The sequence below is a fragment of the Lacisediminimonas sp. genome (assembly GCF_030645335.1).
In the GTDB taxonomy this organism is placed as follows: Bacteria; Pseudomonadota; Gammaproteobacteria; order Burkholderiales; family Burkholderiaceae_D; genus Lacisediminimonas.
The window spans coordinates 1-15,396 of sequence record NZ_JAUSNH010000107.1 but is presented as its reverse complement, the minus strand read 5'-3'; the positions used below and the strand labels follow the sequence as shown (position 1 = coordinate 15,396).

15 protein-coding genes are annotated in these 15,396 nt (G+C 63.4%); 7 read left to right on the top strand and 8 right to left on the bottom strand.

Annotated features, from left to right (window positions below; genetic code table 11):
• Positions 1 to 44: 44 nt before the first annotated feature.
• The 6 genes from Q7T64_RS07575 to Q7T64_RS07550 all read right to left on the bottom strand — a co-directional run bounded on the left by Q7T64_RS07575 (position 45) and on the right by Q7T64_RS07550 (position 7,084).
• On the bottom strand, positions 45 to 2,102 hold the full coding sequence (locus Q7T64_RS07575) for a flagellar biosynthesis protein FlhA (RefSeq protein ID WP_304793734.1): 2,058 nt from the start codon (positions 2,100 to 2,102) through the stop codon (positions 45 to 47).
• Positions 2,096 to 3,196 carry a flagellar biosynthesis protein FlhB gene (locus Q7T64_RS07570; protein ID WP_304793731.1) on the bottom strand — a complete coding sequence of 367 codons (1,101 nt, stop codon included), beginning with the start codon at positions 3,194 to 3,196 and terminating at the stop codon, positions 2,096 to 2,098. Before Q7T64_RS07570 ends, Q7T64_RS07575 begins: the two co-directional genes overlap by 7 nt.
• A 2-nt stretch (positions 3,197 to 3,198) precedes the next feature.
• Positions 3,199 to 3,975, bottom strand: coding sequence for a flagellar biosynthetic protein FliR (locus Q7T64_RS07565; RefSeq protein ID WP_304793728.1), 777 nt, complete (start codon positions 3,973 to 3,975; stop codon positions 3,199 to 3,201).
• 7 nt (positions 3,976 to 3,982) lie between these two features.
• Complete coding sequence (locus Q7T64_RS07560) at positions 3,983 to 4,249, bottom strand: flagellar biosynthetic protein FliQ (RefSeq protein WP_304793725.1); 267 nt, start codon at positions 4,247 to 4,249, stop codon at positions 3,983 to 3,985.
• Between the two features lie 450 nt (positions 4,250 to 4,699).
• Positions 4,700 to 4,837, bottom strand: a complete 138-nt coding sequence (locus Q7T64_RS07555) for a hypothetical protein (RefSeq protein WP_304793722.1) — start codon at positions 4,835 to 4,837, stop codon at positions 4,700 to 4,702.
• A gap of 6 nt (positions 4,838 to 4,843) precedes the next feature.
• Positions 4,844 to 7,084, bottom strand: coding sequence for a malate synthase G (locus Q7T64_RS07550; protein WP_304793718.1), 2,241 nt, complete (start codon positions 7,082 to 7,084; stop codon positions 4,844 to 4,846).
• Positions 7,085 to 7,324: 240 nt separating this feature from the next.
• On the opposite strand from Q7T64_RS07550, the gene Q7T64_RS07545 reads away from it, so the two are divergent.
• The 3 genes from Q7T64_RS07545 to Q7T64_RS07535 all read left to right on the top strand — a co-directional run bounded on the left by Q7T64_RS07545 (position 7,325) and on the right by Q7T64_RS07535 (position 10,564).
• Positions 7,325 to 8,320, top strand: a complete 996-nt coding sequence (locus Q7T64_RS07545) for a tripartite tricarboxylate transporter substrate binding protein (protein ID WP_304793715.1) — start codon at positions 7,325 to 7,327, stop codon at positions 8,318 to 8,320.
• Between the two features lie 73 nt (positions 8,321 to 8,393).
• A complete protein-coding gene (locus Q7T64_RS07540) occupies positions 8,394 to 10,004 on the top strand; it encodes a gamma-glutamyltransferase family protein (protein ID WP_304793712.1) in 1,611 nt (536 codons plus the stop codon).
• Between the two features lie 188 nt (positions 10,005 to 10,192).
• Positions 10,193 to 10,564 carry a YXWGXW repeat-containing protein gene (locus tag Q7T64_RS07535; protein WP_304793708.1) on the top strand — a complete coding sequence of 124 codons (372 nt, stop codon included), beginning with the start codon at positions 10,193 to 10,195 and terminating at the stop codon, positions 10,562 to 10,564.
• Here the strand turns inward: Q7T64_RS07535 and Q7T64_RS07530 are convergent.
• Both Q7T64_RS07530 and Q7T64_RS07525 read right to left on the bottom strand, forming a co-directional pair.
• A complete protein-coding gene (locus tag Q7T64_RS07530) occupies positions 10,545 to 11,945 on the bottom strand; it encodes an ATP-binding protein (RefSeq protein ID WP_304793705.1) in 1,401 nt (466 codons plus the stop codon). The genes Q7T64_RS07535 and Q7T64_RS07530 overlap by 20 nt on opposite strands.
• Positions 11,942 to 12,673, bottom strand: a complete 732-nt coding sequence (locus tag Q7T64_RS07525; protein WP_304793701.1) for a response regulator — start codon at positions 12,671 to 12,673, stop codon at positions 11,942 to 11,944. The genes Q7T64_RS07530 and Q7T64_RS07525 overlap by 4 nt, the downstream gene beginning before the upstream one ends.
• 226 nt (positions 12,674 to 12,899) lie before the next feature.
• Here Q7T64_RS07525 and Q7T64_RS07520 point away from each other — a divergent pair, with 226 nt between their 5' ends.
• The 4 genes from Q7T64_RS07520 to Q7T64_RS07505 all read left to right on the top strand — a co-directional run.
• Complete coding sequence (locus tag Q7T64_RS07520) at positions 12,900 to 13,466, top strand: Spy/CpxP family protein refolding chaperone (protein WP_304793697.1); 567 nt, start codon at positions 12,900 to 12,902, stop codon at positions 13,464 to 13,466.
• Between the two features lie 252 nt (positions 13,467 to 13,718).
• Positions 13,719 to 14,495, top strand: coding sequence for a class II aldolase/adducin family protein (locus Q7T64_RS07515; protein WP_304793694.1), 777 nt, complete (start codon positions 13,719 to 13,721; stop codon positions 14,493 to 14,495).
• Between the two features lie 13 nt (positions 14,496 to 14,508).
• Positions 14,509 to 14,694, top strand: coding sequence for a 4-oxalocrotonate tautomerase (locus Q7T64_RS07510; protein ID WP_304793690.1), 186 nt, complete (start codon positions 14,509 to 14,511; stop codon positions 14,692 to 14,694).
• A gap of 149 nt (positions 14,695 to 14,843) precedes the next feature.
• On the top strand, positions 14,844 to 15,396 hold a 553-nt coding region (locus Q7T64_RS07505), incomplete at its 3' end, for a Bug family tripartite tricarboxylate transporter substrate binding protein (RefSeq protein ID WP_370653274.1).

Below are 15,396 nucleotides of genomic sequence, written 5' to 3'. Positions count from 1 at the left end.
TTTGATTCCGATGAAATTCAACGCGACGACCGCGTGAACGCGGCTCATATCGTCACCACGCCGAAGGCCCGCAAGTTGATCGATGGCGCAATCTCGGACATCGAAATGACATTGAGCTGCGGTATCAGGCGCTCGGTCAGGCGGCGCATGTGGCGCCGGACTTCCGGCGCCACCAGCAGCACCGGCAGGGCGTTGCTTTTGGCCATGCGCTGCGCCTGTGCGGCCAGCCGCGACAATAGTTGTTCGGCAAACTGCGGTTCCAGCACCGGCGCGCCCTGGGCATTGGCGGCGCGTACGCCAGCTGCAATGGTCTGTTCGATCGCAGGATCGAGCGTGAGTACCGTCAGTTCGCCACGATCGCCGGCCAGGCTGTGGCAAATCACGGCGCCGAGTTTCTGCCGTACCAGTTCGACCAGGTAATCCGGGTCCTTGCTTTGCCGACCATGGTCGACCAGCGCTTCCAGGATCCGCTCCAGCTGGCGCACCGGCACGCGCTCCCGCAGCAGGCCTTGCAATACTTTCTGGATTTCGCTCAGGCTCAGTACCGTGGGGACCAGTTCCTCAACCAGTCCCGGATTGGTCTTGCGGAAGTTGTCGAGAAGCCGCTCGGTTTCCATCCGGCTCAGCAGCGCCGCCGCGTTCTGCCGGATTGCCTCGTTCAGGTGGGTGATGAACACCAGCGGCGGATCAACCAGCGTGTAGCCGGCCTGGCGGGCTTCGGCGCGCAACGCCTTGTCGATCCATAGCGCGGTCAAGCCGAAGGACGGGTCGCGGGTGAGCGTGCCGGGGACGGTGCGCACGTCGCCATCCGGATGGATCGCCAGCAAGCGGTCGGTGAATATCTCGCCTTGCGCCAGCGCGACGCCGCTGGCGTGGATCTCGTAGGTATTGGCAGCGAGTTTTTCATCGGTGCGGATGCGCATGCGCGGCAGGACGAATCCGGATTCGAGCGCGGTCGACTTGCGCAGTGCGGCCAGGCGCTCCTTCAGCATTGCATTGTCGTCGTTGACCGCCAGCGACAGGGCGGCGCCGACCTTGACTTCCAGCGCCTCCACGCCCAGCAGTTGATACAGGTCTTCGCTGGCGCTGGCGGCGTCATCGTGGTCGCCCGTGCGGGCGTCGGCGCTGGCCGCAGCCGCCCTGGTCCGGCCGGTCAGCCATGCCACTGCGCCGAATGCGACCATCAGGATCGCCACCGGCCCGGCCGGCATGCCCGGCAGCAGCATCGCCACTGCCAGCGCGGCGACCACCATGTACAGCAGCTTCGGCAAGGCAGTGAGCTGGCTCGTCACTTCCGTACTGAGCCGCTCGTCGGAGGCCGAACGGGTGACGATGATGCCGGTGCCCAGCGCGATCACCAGCGCCGGCACCTGGGTCACGATGCCGTCGCCGATTGTCAGCAGCGTGAAGGTGCGCAGCGCCTCGTCCCACTTCATGCCCAGTTGCATGATGCCGATGGCCCAGCCGCCCAGCATGTTGACCAGGAGGATGATGATGCCGGCAATCGCATCGCCCTTGACGAACTTGCTGGCGCCATCCATCGCGCCGTAAAAGTTGGCTTCCTTTTCCAGGTTGCGGCGCCGCTTCTGCGCTTCGGCCTGGTCGATGAAGCCCATGTTGAGGTCGGCGTCGATGCTCATTTGCTGGCCCGGCATGCTGTCGAGCGTGAAGCGGGCCGCGACCTCGGCAACCCGCTGCGCACCGCTGGTGACGACCACATACTGGATGATGACCAGGATCAGGAACACGATCAGGCCGATCACGTAATTGCCCCCCACCACGAAGTCGCCGATGGTGCCGATCACCCGGCCGCCATCTGCGCTTGACAGGATCAGCCGCGTGGCGGCGATATTGAGCGACAGCCGGAACAGCGTCGTGATCAGCAACAGCGACGGGAAGGTGGAGAACTGCACCGGTTTGTCGACATAAAAGGTCAGCAATAGTGTCAATAGCGCCAGGCACAGGTTCAGCAGCAACAGCAAATCGAGCAGCCGCGGCGGGATCGGCGTGAACAGCACGACCAGGATGCCCAGCGTGAGCACCACCAGCGCGGCGTCGGCGTTGCGGCCCAGTACGCTGCGAAATGAAGCCAGCATCAGCATGGCAAGGTCCCTGTCTGTGGCCCTGCTGCAGCAGTGCCCTGGCGCTGCGCATGGACCCACATCAGCAGCCGCGCCACTGCCGGATAGAACGCCTGCGCAATCGGCGAGTCGATGCCGGTTTCGCGAAACAGCGCGCGTGCCAGTTTGCGGTTTTCAATCACCGGAACCTGATGACGGAAGGCCATCTCGCGCATCATCCGCGCCAGTTGCCCGGCGCCCTTGGCCACTACCATCGGCGCGGCCATCGCATTGCTGTCATAGCGCAGCGCCACCGCCAATCGGGTCGGATTGGTGATCAGCACGTCGGCCTGGCGGACATTGCGCAAGGACTGGCTGCGCTGGCGTGCTTCGCGCTGCAGCGCACGCAGCTTGGCGCGAATGCGCGGGTCGCCTTCGCGTTGCTTGTGCTCGTCAGTGACTTCGCGGCGGCTCATCATCATCTTTTTCAGGAAGTCGCGGCGCACCCAGGCCAGGTCCAGCAGGGCCAGCGGCAGCAGGGACAGCACGCACCACTTGACCAGGTCGCCCGTCACCGCCAGTGCCACCGCCGGCAAGCGGCGAATGTCGGACTGGCCCAGTCCCAGCAGCATGGGCAGCGACGACTTGATCAGCAGCCAGGTCACCAGCGCCATGGCGCCTGCCTTGAACACGCACTTGAGGCCGTCGAACACCATGCGCATCGTGAACGCGCGCTTGAATCCGGCCAGCGGGCTCACGCGCGACCAGTCCGGCTTGAGCGGGAAAAAGCTGAACACCGGGCCGGCTTGCAGCAAGCCGGACAGGATTGCCGCCGCAATCACCAGCAGCAGCAGCGGCAGGCATGTCAGCAAGGCTTGCAGCAGCAGGCCGGGCGCCCATTGCACGAATTGCGCCGGCGCCTGGCTGAACATGGCGGCCTGCGAGAGCAGGGCGCGCGTCAATCCGAGCAGGCCGACCAGCATGTCGCGGCCCCAGGCAGCCAGGCCGATGGCCAGCATCAGCAGGATCGCAAACGAATTGATGTCCATGCTGCGCGCCACCGAGCCGCGCTCGCGTGCTTGCCGCAACTTGAATTCGGTCGCCTGTTCACCCTTGTGTTGATCGTCGTTGGCCATGTTCAGCGCGCCATCACCGAATGCCAGAAGTCGAATGTTGCGTCGAAGATCTTGCGCATGCCAGGCTGCATCGTCTGCACCGTGACGGCCAGCATGGACAGCCCGGCCATGATCTTGACGCCGGTCGACAGCAGGAATACGTTGGCCTGCGGCAGCATGCGCACGGTGATGCTCATGGCGATATCGATCAGCAGCAGCACCAGCGCGATCGGCCCGACCAGGACCAGTCCGAGCGTGAACATCAAGCCGAAGTGACCGAGGATTGCGTCAGCCGGTATCGCGGTGACTGGCGCTCCCAGCGGAATCACCGTCAGCGAGTGAGCCAGCGCGCGCAGCACCGCATGGTGCAGGCCGGACGCCAGGAACCAGGCGGTCGCAAACAGGTTCAGCACGACACCCAGCAAAGGCGCATTGCTGCGGGTTGCCGGATCGAGCAAGCTGGCCAGGCCAAAGCCGATCTGCAGGTCCAGCAAGCGCCCCGCAGTCATGAATGCGGCGAAGGCCGCCAGCAATCCAAACGCCAGCATGCCGCCCCACACCACTTCATTGCAGGCGGCCAGCAACAGCGACAAGGGGTCGGCCGGCAGGCTTGCACTCGCCATGCCGGGCAGGCCTGCCAGCAGCGCCGAAAACGACAGTACCATCAGCACCCGCACCTGCACCGGTATGCGCAGGCTTCCCAATGCCGGCGTCATCACCAGCACCATGCCCAGCCGGATGGCGAGCAGGACGGCAGAGACCAGCCAGGCGCCTGCGACATGGATGTTCAGGTGATCCATGCCGCGCTCAGAATTGGCTGGGCATGTTGGTGATCAGTCCGGATGCAAACGCGGAAATGCGCTTGATCATCCACGGACCGAGCACGACCAGTACGAGCACCACGGCGCCCAGCTTGGGCACGAAAGTCAGCGACATTTCCTGCACCTGCGTGACAACCTGCAGGATGCTCACCAGCACGCCGACGATGAGCGCGATGCCGAGTACGGGCGCGGCCACCAGCACGGCGGTCCACAGCATGTGCGAGATCAGTTGGGAGGCAAGGTCGGCGGACATTTTTGTTCAGTCAGGGTGTTGGTGCAGAACGGCTCAGGGTGTTGGCGCAGAGCGGCGGATCGCTGGGTCCGGGAGCTCGTTTTCAAGGACGGCCGGATTCTGCCTACTAACTTTCGGGCTGACCATATTTGTTTTCTGCTCGCGCAATTTTTTCAGCGTGGCGGTTTGTCGCTGGTCAAATGAAATGGAAAAAGAAGGGCGTCTGTGTGCGATAGGCGGCACGTTCGTCGATCTTATGGATCAGCGAGGTATCCGAAAATCGGAGGACCAAGGGGAGAGGGAAACGCGGGGTGATCAGCCAGGTGCGGTGCAGATCGTCTCAAACGGTATCGATAAACGCACTGATTTGCGTTATTCGACTATTGCTTCATGCCGGCGTGGTCGCTGTGCGGTAGTCGTCCCATTGCTTGCGCGATTGCAAGCAATGGTGGAGGGCCGGCCATCATGCCATTACAGGACAAGATGGCCGGCCATCGATTTATCAAGCCATTCGACAGATGCTTGGCTGGCAGGGTAAAAAATGGCGTTAATTGTTAAAGCCAGCAACAGGCCAAGCCTGGTTGATCCTGTGCTGGCATCGCCATTCATTAACCGTCAGGCCAGTCCGTGTGCGTGCTTCAACTTCAGGCGCCAGTCGTGCAACAGCGGCTCGGTATAGCCGTTCGGCTGCTCCAGTCCCTTGAACACCAGGTCGCGTGCGGCACGGAATGCAAACGATGCCTCGAATCCGGGCGCCATCGCTTGATAGAGCGGATCGCCGCTGTTCTGGCCATCCACCACTTTTGCCATGCGTTGCAGGGTCTCGTTGACTTGCGCTTCGGTGACAATGCCGTGCAGCAGCCAGTTGGCGATGTGCTGGCTGGAGATGCGCAAGGTTGCGCGGTCTTCCATCAGCCCGATGTTGTGGATGTCGGGCACCTTGGAGCAGCCCACGCCCTGGTCGATCCAGCGCACCACATAGCCCAGGATGCCCTGGCAGTTATTGTCGAGCTCCTGCGTGATCTCGGCAGCGGACCATGTCGCTTGCGGCACGACCGGAATCTCCAGCAGCTTGTCGAGCAGGCTTTCGATTTCCGCATCGAGGTCGAGCTTTTCCAGTTCGCGCTGGATTTGCGCAACGTTGACCTGGTGGTAGTGCAGCGCATGCAGCGTGGCCGCAGTTGGCGATGGCACCCAGGCCGTGTTGGCGCCCGCCTTCGGATGTACGATCTTTTGCTCCAGCATGGCTGCCATCAGGTCCGGCATGGCCCACATGCCCTTGCCGATCTGCGCCTTGCCGCGCAAGCCGCAGGCCAGCCCGGTGAGCACATTGCTGCGCTCGTAGGCAGTCAGCCAGGCGCTGGTCTTCATGTCGCCCTTGCGGAACATGGGGCCAGCATGCATGGCGGTATGCATCTCGTCGCCGGTGCGGTCGAGGAAGCCGGTATTGATGAAGGCAACCCGTGGCAAGGCTTCGGCGATACAGGCTTTCAGGTTGACGCTGGTACGGCGCTCTTCATCCATGATGCCGAGCTTGACCGTGTTTTCCGGCAGGCCAAGCAGCGCTTCGACGCGGCCGAACAGCTCGCTGGCAAACGCCACTTCGGCCGGGCCGTGCATCTTCGGCTTGACGATGTACACCGAGCCGGTGCGCGAATTGCCGATCTCCTGGCCCGGACGACGTTTCAGGTCGTGCACGGCGATGGCGACCGTGACGATCGCGTCGAGGATGCCTTCCGGGATTTCCGCGCCGTTTTCGAGCAGCACGGTCGGATTGTTCATCAGGTGGCCGACGTTGCGCAGGAACAGCAGCGAGCGGCCATGCAGCGTGACGATGCCATTCACCGCATCGGTAGCGCCCACGCCAGCCGTGTACTTGCGGTCGGGGTTGAGGCTGCGGGTGAAGGTCTTGCCGCCCTTGCTGACGCTTTCGGTCAGCGTCGCTTGCAGGATGCCGAGCCAGTTCTCATAGGCCTGTACCTTGTCGTTGGCATCGACGGCGGCAATCGAATCTTCCAGGTCGAGGATGGTCGAAAGAGCGGCTTCCATTTCCACATCGGCCACGCCGGCCGCATCCTGCTTGCCGATCGTCGTGCTGCGGTCGATCCGCACATCGATGTGCAGGCCGTTATTGGCCAGCAGCACCGATGTCGGGGCGCTTGCGTCGCCGGCGTAGCCGACGAATTTTGCTTCATCGGCCAGGCCCGTGCTGCTGCCAGTCTTGAGCGTTACCACCAGCTTGCCCGCAACGACGGTGTAGCTGCTTGCATCGGCATGCGAACCCTGGGCAAGCGCGGCGGCCTGGTCCAGGAACTTGCGCGCATAGGCGATTACTTTTGCGCCGCGCACCGGATTGTAGCTTTCGCCATTTGGGCCCTGGCGCGTTGCGCCGTCGGTCTCCGGCAGCGCATCGGTGCCATACAGCGCGTCGTACAGGGAGCCCCAACGGGAGTTGGCGGCATTGAGCGCATAGCGGGCATTCAGGATCGGCACCACCAGCTGCGGGCCGGCCTGCAAGGCCAGTTCGGCGTCGACATTGGCGGTCGTGATGCGGGCTTGCGCGGGGGCGGGCACGAGGTAGCCGATCGCGTCGAGGAAGGTCCGGTAAGCCGCCATGTCGCGGATCGGTCCGGGGTTGGCAGCATGCCATTTGTCGAGTTCGGCCTGCAGGCGGTCGCGTTCGGCGAGCAGTGCAGCATTTTTTGGCGACAAGTCATGTGCAATGGCGTCAAAGCCCTGCCAGAAGGCGGCGCTGGAGACGCCGGTCCCGGGCAATACACGGGCTTCGATGAACTGGTGCAGATTGGTCGCCACACGAAGGCGATGGCATTGGGTACGCGGGGTCTGGTCAGTCATCTCGGCTCCTCTATTTTTAATTGCAGAATGTGGCAGCAACTATATACGATGCAGCGCACAAAAAAGAGGGGCAATAAGTGAAAAGACTTGTGCGTTTTTATTATCTAATCGAGCTGCCAAGGTCAGATTAGGCTACTTTTCTGTTCATTTTACAGTCAGCGAAAACCCCAAATCCGTGTGAGAATTGCACCACAACAGATTAACTTTACGCCCATTTCCCCTTCCTTCAGAGAGCCCACAATGAAAAAAGACATCCGCGTCCCGCTTTCTTCGCGCCACCTGTTCGGTGCGCTCGCCATTGCTGTTGCCTCCCTGGCCGCCCCGCAGGCCCAGGCCGCTTATCCTGATCGTCCGATCACGATGATCCTGTCGTTCCCGCCGGCCGGCGCCACCGATATCCTGGCGCGCGCCATCGGCAACAAGATGAGCGAGACGATGGGCCAGACCGTGGTCATCGAGAACCGTCCGGGTGCGGGCGGCAATATCGGCCTGAACCTGGCCGCCAAGGCAGCGCCGGACGGCTACACCATCTATATGGCAGCCGTCACCAATGCCGCCATTGCAGCGGCCGCCTATTCGCCGCAGCCGGGCCACCTGACGCGCAGCTTCACGCCGGTAGCGGGCGTTGGCACGGTGCCGCACATCCTGGTGGTGCCGAATTCGACGCCGGCCACGACCGTGCCGCAACTCATCAGCTACCTGAAGGCATCGCCTGGCAAATACAATTTCGCCTCGCAAGGTCCGGGCACGCTGTCGCACCTGGAATCCGAACTGTTCAAGACCAAAACCGGTGTCGATATGGTGCACGTGCCTTACAAGGGCAGCTCGCAAGCCTTGCCGGAACTGATTTCGGGCAGCTCGGCAATGATGTTCGACTCGATCCCCGGCTCGATGCCGCTGGTTCGTGCCGGCAAGCTCAAGGTGCTGGCAGTGGCATCGAGCAAGCGCGTGGGCAGCCTGCCCAATGTGCCGACCGTGCAAGAGAGCGGCGTCCCCGGATTTGCAGCTGAAAACCTGTTCGGCATCGTCGCCCCCAAGGGCACGCCGCCGGCCATCGTGAACGCCTTGGCCAAAGCAATTGAAGCGGCCATTGCCAATCCATCGGTGCGCCAGGCACTGGAAGCACAGGGCGCGGAACTGCGCTACACGCCGCCGGCCGAATTCGGCAAGCTGCTCGACGGCGAGATGAGCACATGGGCCAAGGTAGTGGAATCGGCAAAAGTGAAATTCGACTGATGCCGGCCGCAACGCCGACCCGTCGGATACACAAACAATGACAAAACAATAGAACACAAGGAACGCAAGGAACATGATGCAACCTGATCAAGCCGAATCGCTGCTGGACTACCCCTACCCGTCGCAGCGTTTTCCGCTGATGGCGGGCAATGTGGTCAGCACTTCGCAGCCGCTGGCGTCGGCTGCCGGCCTGCTGATGTTCGCCCGCGGCGGCAACGCGGTCGATGCGGCGCTGGCGACGGCAATCACGCTGTCGGTGGTCGAGCCCTGCATGAACGGGATTGGCGGCGACGCCTTTGCCATCATCTGGGACGGCCGCGAGATGCACGGACTCAATGCCTCCGGCCGCGCACCGCGCAAATGGACGCCCGAGTATTTCGCCGGTCGCGACGCCGTTCCGCTGCGCGGTTGGGATTCGGTCACCGTGCCGGGAACGGTGTCGGCGTGGCGGGCGCTGTCGGACCGCTTTGGCAAACTGCCGTTCGCCGACTTGTTCGAGCCGGCGCTGCGTTATGCCCGCGACGGTTACATGGTCTCGCCGACCGTGCACCGGCAATGGCAGGCGCAGATTGCCGACCTGATCGACCAGCCCGGTTATCGTGACGCATTTGCACCTGGTGGGCGCGCACCGCTGCCCGGCGAGCGCTTCATTTGTCCCGGCCAGGCGCGCACGCTGGAACGCATCGCCCAGAGCGGTGGAGACGATTTTTACCACGGCGAACTGGCCAAGGCGATTGCCGACCATGCGCGCAATACCGGCGGCGCAATCGATGAACAGGACCTGGCCGCGCACAAGGCCGACTGGGTCACGCCGATCGCCATGCAATACCGCGACGTCACGCTGCATGAAATCGGGCCGAGCGGGCAAGGCATCGGCGCGCTGATGGCGCTGGGCATGCTGGACAACTTCGACCTGGGCGCCAGCGGACTCGATACGACGATGACCACGCACTTGCAGATCGAAGCGATGAAGATGGCGTTTGCCGACATGCAGGAATACGTGGCGGACGAGGCAGCAATGAAGGCCGTGACCGCCGCCGACCTGCTGGACCGCAACTACCTGGCGGGCCGGGCGCGCCTGATCGATCGCCAGCGGGCGTCGACACCGCGCGCAGGCAATCCGCATGGCGGCGGCACGGTCTACCTGACCGCAGCCGATGAAAACGGCATGATGATTTCCTTCATCCAGTCCAATTTCAAGGGCTTCGGCTCCGGCGTCGTGGTGCCCAATACAGGCATTGCGCTGCACAACCGCGGCTGGGGCTTCAGCCTGAAGCCGGGTCATCCCAACCAGGTCGCACCGGGCAAGCGTCCTTTCCACACCATCATCCCCGGCTTCCTGTCGCGTGGCGGCGCGCCGCTGATGAGTTTTGGCGTGATGGGCGGGTCGATGCAGGCGCAGGGCCATGTGCAGGTGACATCCCGGATCGCCGATTTCGGGCAGAACCCGCAGGCCGTCAGTGATGCGCCGCGCTGGCGTGTGATGGACGACAACAGCACCGTTGCGGTCGAATGGAATTTCCCGGCCGATGCGATCGAAGGCCTGCGCGCACTGGGCCACAAGGTGCAGGTCGCCCAGCGCTTCGATACCGAGTTCGGCTGTGCGCAACTGGCGTTGAAGAGCGCCAATGGCTACATCGCCGCATCGGATCATCGCAAGGATGGCTATCCGGTCGGCATGTAGCAGGTAAACACCAGGGTCCGCAGCGCTCGCTGCGGGCCGCCGGTGCAGCCTGTGCCAGGCCCTGGCCAGGCTGGACATCCCTTTGTATCAGCGGCTGCGAACAGCTGTAACCGAGTGCATCCGTGATTGTTTCTGCCATGCATGTCCGTATATTGGGAAAAATGAAACATCACCCAAGGGACATCAACATGAAACGACTCTTCCTCTGCGCCGTACTGGCTGGCTGTTGCGCGGTATCGGCAAGCGCTTCGGCCGCGCCCCAGGTCGGCATCAATATCGTCATCGGCGTTGCGCCACCGCCGCCACAGGTGGAAGTCATGCCGGCGCCGCGGCGCGGAAAAATCTGGGTGCCGGGATTCTGGGACTGGGACGGCCGTCGCCATGTCTGGACCAACGGACATTGGGTCAAGGTGCGCAGTGGCTATGATTACCAGGCGCCGGTCTGGGTGCAGGCCGACAATGGCTGGCGCCTGAAGCACGGCGAATGGAAACAGAAAAAGCAAAAGAAAGAGCATCCGCACGGATGCCCTCCTGGACAGGCTAAGAAGGGGAATTGCTGAGCGCTGAAGGCAGCATCAATGTCAAGGCCAACCCGCCTTCGGGCCGGTTGGCCAGGCTGATGCTGCCGCCATGTTGCTCGATGATGTTGCGGGCAATGGTCAGTCCCAGTCCGGTGCCGCCGGACTCGCGCGAGCGCGAATTCTCCATCCGGTAAAACGGCTCGAATACCTGCGCTTGCTGGTCGGGCGGAATGCCCGGCCCGCCATCGAGCACGCGTATCAGCACCTCGCTGCTGCCCTGCGGCTGCACCTGCACCCGGGCGTAGCCGCCGTACTTGACGGCGTTGTCGACCAGGTTGGTCAGGCAGCGCCGCAATGCGGTCGGGCGCGCCTGCACTGACATCCGGCTTTGGCCCTCGAGTTGCACATCCTCGCCGGCGTCGGCTGCGTCGGCGCAGACGCTGTCGAGCAGCGAATCGAGATCCAGCGTTTGCATCGGTTCCGAGTTGTCCATGCTGCGCGCCAGCGCCAGGCCTTCCTTGACCATGGCCTGCGTGGCCGCCAGGTCTTCAATCAATTTTTCGCGCAGGGCGGCATCGCTGACTTTTTCCAGCCGCAGCCGCAGCCGGGTCAATGGCGTTTGCAAGTCGTGCGTGATGGCGGCCAGCATTTCAGTGCGTTGCTGTATCTGTTGCCGGATGCGCGCCTGCATGGCGTTGAACGCCGTGGTCGCCTGCCGGATCTCGGTTGCGCCCTGCAGCGGCAAGGGCGGGCGATGGACGTCGTCGCCCAGCGCCCGCGCGGCATTGGCGAGCTGGCGCAAGGGCAGCATCGTCATGCGGGTAACGGCAAACACCAGCGCAGCGATACAGAACAGGAACAGCGCCAGGTACAAGGGCAGGTCGGTCGGCAGCGGCGGCGACGAATTGCGCGGCGGCAGGATCGCCGCGCGCAGGAATTGGCCGTCGCGCAGCTGCACGGCGACCCCTTCGCAGCCATTGTTCGGCGCCGGCGGTGGTTTTTGCCATGCCATCATCCGGTTTTCCGGCGATGGCCGCATGCGCGGCAGCGGGCAGGCTTCCGGCGCCAGCTTGAGTGGCGTGACCAGGAAGTCGCTGCCCAGCCTTTGCGCCAGCAAGCGGCTCAACGGGCCCGGTGTGGCACCGGCGCGTTCGCTGGCGTCCAATGCGCTCACCAGTTCGTAGCGCACGCCGAAACGGCGTGCACGCTCCAGGTGGCGCGGTCGTTGCGCAGCGGGGAGCGCATCGAGGGTCAGTACGGATTGTTCGATAAGCTCCGTGGCGCGCGCGTCGCGCAATTCGGCAACGGCGCGCTGCCGTTCGCTGAAGGCCAGCCACCAGGTCAGCGCCGCCGACGCCAGTACGCCAAGCAGCAGTATCAGGAATACGCGCCCCGCCATCGAGCGCAGGAAGGACATCATGGCTGCTCCTGCGCGCTCACGTTCGCCGCCAGCACATAGCCGCCGTTACGCACGGTCTTGATGATGGCCGGCGAGCGGGCATCGTCGCCCAGCTTTTGCCGCAGCCGGCTGACCTGGATATCGATCGAGCGGTCGAACGGGTCGGCGTCGCGGCCCTGGGTCAGGTTCAGCAACTGGTCGCGGGTCAGCACGCGGTTGGGGCGCTCCAGCAATACCTTGAGCAGCCGGAATTCGGCGCCGGACAACATGACGATGGTGCCTTGCGGCGTTTGCAGGTGGCGCGCCACCAGGTCGAGCGCCCAGCCATTGAACAGCAGGCTTTGCTGCGCCGACGGCGCGTCGTTCCTGTTGCCGGGGCCCTGGGTCCGGCGCAGCACGCTGCGGATGCGCGCCAGCAATTCGCGCGGTTCGAAGGGCTTGGGCAGGTAGTCGTCAGCGCCCATTTCAAGGCCGAGGATGCGGTCCAGCGGCTGGTCGCGCGCGGTCAGCATGATGACCGCGAGGTCGGATGCGGACCGCAGGCGGCGGCACAGGCTCAGGCCATCTTCGCCCGGCAGGTTCAGGTCGAGCACGACCAGGTCGACGTGTTGCGTGTCGATGGCCCGGTTCATCTCGATGCCGTCGGCGGCGAGCAATGCCCGATAGCCGTTGGTGTCGAGATAGTCGCCCAGCAGCGTGCGGATTTCGCGATCGTCATCAACGACCAGGATGGTAGCGGTGGTTTCCATAGTCAGGATTATCGACGCCCTGTGACCGGGCCGGGCTGCAGGTTTGTATCGCACTGTATCCCGTATCGGTATCGAAACATCCCGATACAAATACACCGCCTGGCGAAACGTGCAGGATACATGAGCACTCCATGATGCAGTCATGTGCTCAGGCACAGGGATGCATGGATACCTCGATACGTCGATACGACATGGTCCGACAAGCAATCAAACCTAGGAGCAATTCATGAACAAGATCCAAAAAATGATGTTGGTGGGTGTGGCCGTGATCGGACTGGGCGCTTCGGCTGCCAGCGTGATGGCGCAGCAGGGCCCGGGCAGCGGACCTGGCATGATGGCGCACAGCGGGCATGCCCAGCAAACGCCCGAGCAGCGCCAGGAGCGGATGAAGGCGCATTTCGCCAAGCGATCGGCCGAACTGCGTGACAAGCTCAAACTGACCGCCAGCCAGGAACCGGCATGGAACAACTTCCTTGCCGCAACCCAGCAAGGTGCGCGCATGCAGCGTCCGGACCGTGCCCAGTGGGCAACGCTGAGTGCGCCCGAACGCATGGAAAAGCAACTGGCGATGATGAAGACGCATGAAGCACGGATGAGCCAGCGCCTGGACGCAACCAGGACCTTCTACGCCGCCTTGTCACCTGAGCAGCAGAAGGTTTTCAATGACAGCACCGCGCGCCAGCATCGCGGCCACGGCAAACGCCATGGTCACGGCGGCCATCAGCAGGGCATGCAGCAGGGCCATCAACATGGCCATGACCAGCAGCCCGGCCAAAGCCCGGCCAAGAGCTGATCGTGCAGTAGCCGGCTCGGGGCGATGCCCGGCTGCAGGCTGACCAATGGCGGTCCGCTTGCAGCCGCGGAATCTGATGGCCTGGAGCCCGGATGTGGAGGTGGATGTGGACGGGGGCGCAGCCCGGGGCAACCCGGCCTGCGCCCTCGTCGCTTGTGTTCAATCCCGGCCCGGTGCCGGCCCGGTTGGCGCGCCGTTGCGGCGTTCTGCCGACGCCTTCATAATCCGGTTTTACTTCTCATCCTCCTGCCGATGGATCACCACCCGGATCACGCCGCAGCGCCGCTGGCCGCAAGCGCAACCAGCGCGGCCGAACAGCAGGTGCGCATCGATCTTGCCGCCTGCTACCGGCTGTGCGCGCTGCACCAGTGGGATGACCTGGTTTATACCCATATCTCGGCAAACGTCCCCGGCGAGCCCGGCAATTACCTGATCAACCCGTTTGGCCAGCGCTTCGATGAAATCCGCGCCTCCAGCCTGGTCAAGATCGATTTGCAGGGCCGCACGCTCGAACCGGGCGCGCCCCGGGTCAACGTGACCGGCTTTGCGATCCACGGCGCAGTCCACGCTGCGCGCGCCGACGCTGCCTGCGTCATGCACCTGCACAACAGCAACGGCATTGCCGTGGGCATGCAGCAGGAGGGGCTGCTGCCCTTGTCGCAGCATGCGTTGCGCTTCTACCGGCAGGCCGGCTATCACGACTATGAAGGGCTGGCGCTGTCGGCCCAGGAGCAGGCCCGGCTGGTGCAGAGCCTGGGCAGCTATCCGCTACTGTTCCTGCGCAACCATGGCACGCTGGTCTGCGGGCGCAGCATCGCCGAAGCATTCGTGCTGATGCATACGCTAGAGCGTGCCTGCGAATTCCAGTTGAAGGCGCAGGCGGGCAAGGGACGGCTGTTCCAGCCCGATGAAGAAACCTGCCGCAAGACCTATGTTGAGCTGATCGGCGATGGCCAGCCGGAAGGGCAGCTGGAATGGCCGGCGCTGCTGCGCAAGCTCGATGCAATCGATCCGACTTACCGACTTTAAATAAGGGAAAACCATGCCTACCATCAATGTCCAATTGTTTGCCGGCCGCACCACCGAGCAAAAGCGCGCATTCGTCAAGGCCGTCACCGATGCCACCTGTGCCAGCCTGGGCTGCCAGCCCGAATCGGTCGACATCGTCATCCAGGAAGTCAAGCGCGAGGACTGGGCCACCGGCGGCAAGCTGTGGAGTGACGTGTAGCTCGATGGCTGTCCGGTCGGGAAGATAAAAAAATCTTCTTCTGAAGAAGAAAATACCTACTTTCCGCTGGGCGGTCCGACGCCAATAATCCCGGTTCGAACGGATTCGCACAGACGGGTCCGTCAATCATCACCAAGACCGGAGATAGAATGAAATTCCAGAAAACGCGCAGGGCCGTCCTGGCCACTGCAGCCGTCGTTGGCACATTGTGCGCAATCGCCCCCTTGCAAGCGTTCGCCGCCTGGCCTGAAAAGCCGGTCACGATGGTCGTTCCTTATCCACCGGGCGGCGCAACAGACGTCATTGGTCGCATCCTGGCACAGCGCCTGACGACAGCGCTCGGCCAGCAAGTCGTGGTCGAAAACCGTGGTGGTGCCGGCGGCAATATCGGCGCTGCCGCCGTGGCCAAGGCCAAGAATGACGGCTATACCATCCTGATGGGCGCGGTGACTTCGCATTCGACCATGGCGACCCTGGAAAAAGGCCGCCTCCAGTACGACCTGCTCAAGGACCTGACGCCAGTCATGATCGTCGGCCATGTGCCGCTGGTGTTCGTCGTGCATCCATCGGTGCCGGCCACCAACCTGAAAGAATTGATCGCTTACGGCCGCGCCAATCCGGGCAAGCTGAGCTATGCATCGTCCGGCGCGGGCGCACCGCAGCGCATGGCGGCTGAACTGTTCAAGCGCCAGGCTGGCCTGG